We start from the raw sequence: 3,956 nt of genomic DNA on the forward strand, positions 1-3,956 counted from the left end.
CCGCTAAGGGGCGGTTTGATTAAGTTATGGAGAAAACAAAAACATTGTCATCCTGAGGGTTAATTTATTGTATAAAAATCAATATTAATGGCGTATATAATTGATTGTTTTTTACCCTACAGCTTATGCTTTCCTCGGCTCACCGCCGCCGATGGGCTCTTTCTTTTTGGTGTCAAAAAGACCAGCAGAGCTAGCTTGAATGCCGTTGAAAATATAAAGACCCATGAAAAAACAAAAAACACCGGCTGAAAATTTTTCTTTCGAAGCTAGTGGGTTGGCTTGGGTAGTGCGGCCCGAAAAATTTGTTAGGCCGGATTTAAGTAGAACGGGGATACAGTACTACGGCCTAGTTGGGCGGAAATATCAGCCGGTATAAGTCGCTCATATTTAAATGATTACAAAATAACGTCATTGATATCCTGTWGAAGGACAAATGCTTTTTTRTTTTSRACTAGTAARGGTCTTCGACAGGCTCAGACTGACAACACGTACGCTTAACATAATGATATTGCACTAAGGGGCAARCCATCTAAATTAGCTGTTTAATTAAATACCCAACATTTTTAAAAATGGATATTACCAAAAGATTTGACCGGATATTACAGATATTTTTTCTATTGCAATCTAAATCTGTAGTAACTACTGAAGAATTACAAAAGCGGTTCGAAATCAGTATAAGAACGATCTACAGGGATTTAAAAGCCCTTGAGATTGCCGGTATTCCGATCGTAAATGAATCAGGATCTGGCTATTCGATTATGGAAGGGTTTAGGCTACAGCCCTCAAGGTTTAGTCAGGAAGAAATTCTCAGCTTAATGGTTGCCGAAAAAGTGATGCAGAAACATGAAACCGAGTTTATTAAAAAACATTTTGAGGTAGCACTTATCAAAATAAAAAGTTCTTTTCAGGTGCATCAAAAAAGAGATTTCCTGCATTTAGAAGACACAATACATCTTAAAAACGATTTTAAATCTAATGATTACCTGCCCAACATTATCGATGTTTTGCTCAATAGTACCTTAAAGAAAAAAATAACCCATATCAATTACCTCAAAGGCGGTGATATTCATCCGATAGGAAGATCAGTAGAGCCAATCGGCGTATTCTACGAACACAGTCTTTGGTATCTTTTAGCCTATTGCCATTTAAGGAAAGATTACCGCAATTTTAGGTTAGACAGGATTAAAAAAGTTCTGGTGCTTGAAGAAAATTTTACTATCGCACACCCGCCAATTAACGAATTCAGGGATAAAAGTCTATCTGAAAATGTGATGAAAGTTGAAATTAAGGTAGACCGGAAGTATGCACATTTTCTATATTGGGAACGGCAGATTTTCGGATTCACAGGCGAAGAAATTTCAGATGATTTTGTGGTCATGTATTTCGAATGCTCCCTTTCTGTTGTTTCTTTTATCCGCTGGTTTGTTAAATTTGTTGATGTTGCTGAAATTATAGAACCAACCCATTTAAACAATGAGCTGATTGAAATAATGGAAGCTGGTTTGAAGAGAATAAAGAACAAAGAGGTTGTATCATAAATAGAGAATTGTCATCCTGAGTGATAATTTATTTTATAAAACCGATATAAATAACAATGAATTTTGAGGAGATAAATGGTCTTAATTATCGTCATTTCGACCGTAGTGGAGAACCCGAAGGCTCTGCGAAGCAAAATCTTTAAACTTTTCGGTAACATAGTTCAAAGATCTCTCCGCTCCGCATTGCTTCGGTCGAGATGACGACCCTTATATTGGAATTTGCCAATAGTAGCCAATCGAGGGCACTGTTTAAATGTATCCCAAAGACGTTTCGACTAATTGTCCAGATTCAACTGACAAACACCAAAGGAAATTACAACTTATCATAAAACCTTTTTATTGTTTAATAACGGTCCCAGAAAAATGGAGGCTCAATGCCTAAAGCCCTTAAGTATACAAAGCCTTGCCCGCGGTGGTGTATTTCGTTATCAATGAAATACAATAGGTGGCTAATGATCGAAAACTCGTACTGCCCGAATAATTTAATTGTTTCATGAAGCTGATCTTCAGAGATTTGGTTAAAATATTCTACAATTTTTGGGGTATCCTCATCCCATTTTGTTAGTAGCTCTTCCTTGGTATTCAGCGGAAGATCATGACTAAAGGGAGCTGTTTCTCTGGTGACCATTTCTTTTAAACCAGGAACATTAATGGATAACAGCTCTTTAATTAATGAAGAAAAAGGCCTCATTCCACCGACCGAAAATTCGAACAAATCTTTTTCAGGAAATTTTTCAATGGTTTTTCTGGTTAGTTTTCTGTGACCTAACCAATGCTGTAATAATTCGCTTTTAGTAATCATAGTTGCTGACATCTTGTTATATTATTTAATAGAACAAAACTAAGACTGGCCTATGACAACAGTTTGTCAGTCGAAAAACGGGATATTATTTTTATTGAAAATTTATTTGTCTTGCAATACGCTAGCAGATAAATCTTGCATTTGGTTAATATGTTCCCGGTACATATTGCCCCAGTCAGACATTGCATCCAACATCGGTTTCATGGTACGGCCCAAATCGGTTAGGCGGTATTCTACCCTTGGCGGCACCTCTGGAAAAACAACACGGGTAATAATCTGGTCTTTCTCCAGTTCTCTTAACTGGGCCACCAACATCCGCTCTGATATGCCGATGATGTCCTTTTTAAGCTCGCCATAACGCATGGTACCATAAGAAAGGCGGCACAATATAGCGGGTTTCCACCTTCCACCGATTACCGCCAGCGATGAGGACATGCCACAGCTGTCGATCATCATTTTTTCGTTCAAAGCATTGGTTGATGTTTCTTTTCTCATTTCTTACTTTTTTGTTAGTACCTAACAATTTGTTGCTTACCTGCAAATGTAAAGTATCTCTTTTACTTTAGCATAAAATTTAAAAAATACAGATGAAAAAATTAACAGATAAAATTGCTTTGGTAACAGGAGGAAGCCGGGGCATAGGTGCAGCGATTGTAAAAAGATTAGCCGCCGAAGGTGCGAAAGTAGTATTTACTTATGCCAATTCACCAGAAAAAGCTTATGCCGTAGTGGCTGAAGTTGAAGCCGCGGGTGGCCTTGCTGTGGCAATAAAAGCAAGCAGTGCAGTACCAGCTGAAGTAACTGGCGCAGTGGCTAAAACAATAGCCGATTTTGGCCACATTGATATCCTGATCAACAATGCCGGTATTTACATTGGCAAAGCCTTTGAAGAACATACACTTGAAGACTATAAAGAAATTATGGCCGTTAATGTACAAGCAGTTTTTGTGGCCGCTTTGGCTGCGGCAAAAGGTATGCCTGAAGGTGGCCGGGTCATTACCATTGGCAGCAATATGGGTGATAATGCTGTTGGTCCTGAAACCACTTTGTATACCATGAGTAAATCGGCCCTTCAGGGTTTTACACGTGGTTTAGCACGCGATCTTGGTGCCCGAAAAATTACGGTAAACCTGATTCAGCCCGGACCAATCAATACCGATATGAATCCCGCAGATGCACCATTGGCTGATTTCTTGAGAACCCGTATGGCTTTGCCAGATTATGGTACGGTAGAAGATATTGCATCATTTGTAAGCTTTATTGCAAGCGAAGAAGCCAGATACATCACTGGTTCGTTTTTAACAATCGACGGTGGGTTGAACGCATAAAGCGATCGCTATCTTTGCTTTAACGCTTTAATGTGTTCAGATTAAATTTCTGGGCACATTTTTAGCTTAATACATTGCCTAAAGATTCTATTTAGCCTTTTTATAATGTTACCTGGAGTTTTAGTCGATTTATTGATAAAACATTAAACGTTCGTAAAATCTCCGCAATTTCCATATTTTAGCATGACTGACAACAAAGAATATGCTGAAATTAATAAGGCTGAAAAGTACAATCGCCTTAAAACTAACCAAATTGCCTGCAGGTAATCCCCATCCACTTTATAAAGT

At 38.3% G+C, this 3,956-nt stretch carries 4 protein-coding genes; 2 read left to right on the top strand and 2 right to left on the bottom strand.

Annotated features, from left to right (window positions below):
- Positions 1-569 precede the first annotated feature (569 nt).
- Positions 570-1,538, top strand: a complete 969-nt coding sequence (locus AC1DPQ_RS20280; protein ID WP_477580233.1) for a helix-turn-helix transcriptional regulator — start codon at positions 570-572, stop codon at positions 1,536-1,538.
- A 343-nt stretch (positions 1,539-1,881) separates the two neighbouring features.
- Here the strand turns inward: AC1DPQ_RS20280 and AC1DPQ_RS20285 are convergent, their stop codons facing one another.
- Both AC1DPQ_RS20285 and AC1DPQ_RS20290 read right to left on the bottom strand, forming a co-directional pair.
- Positions 1,882-2,352, bottom strand: coding sequence for a DinB family protein (locus AC1DPQ_RS20285; protein ID WP_477580231.1), 471 nt, complete (start codon positions 2,350-2,352; stop codon positions 1,882-1,884).
- A gap of 90 nt (positions 2,353-2,442) precedes the next feature.
- Positions 2,443-2,835 (bottom strand): winged helix-turn-helix transcriptional regulator, encoded by a 393-nt coding sequence (locus AC1DPQ_RS20290; protein ID WP_167292758.1) that lies wholly within the window; start codon positions 2,833-2,835, stop codon positions 2,443-2,445.
- A 92-nt stretch (positions 2,836-2,927) separates the two neighbouring features.
- Here AC1DPQ_RS20290 and AC1DPQ_RS20295 point away from each other — a divergent pair, with 92 nt between their 5' ends.
- Positions 2,928-3,668: an SDR family NAD(P)-dependent oxidoreductase gene (locus AC1DPQ_RS20295; protein ID WP_477580227.1), complete on the top strand. Its 741-nt coding sequence runs from the start codon at positions 2,928-2,930 to the stop codon at positions 3,666-3,668.
- The last annotated feature ends 288 nt before the right edge of the window (positions 3,669-3,956 follow it).

The organism is Pedobacter sp. 01T416_2, assembly GCF_056398925.1.

What these genes read in the sequence shown, in the direction of transcription:
- AC1DPQ_RS20295 (WP_477580227.1), top strand. Translation starts at nt 2,928, where the DNA reads ATGAAAAAATTAACAGATAAAATTGCTTTGGTAACAGGAGGAAGCCGG.
- AC1DPQ_RS20280 (WP_477580233.1), top strand. Translation starts at nt 570, where the DNA reads ATGGATATTACCAAAAGATTTGACCGGATATTACAGATATTTTTTCTA.
- AC1DPQ_RS20285 (WP_477580231.1), bottom strand. Translation starts at nt 2,352, where the DNA reads ATGTCAGCAACTATGATTACTAAAAGCGAATTATTACAGCATTGGTTA.
- AC1DPQ_RS20290 (WP_167292758.1), bottom strand. Translation starts at nt 2,835, where the DNA reads ATGAGAAAAGAAACATCAACCAATGCTTTGAACGAAAAAATGATGATC.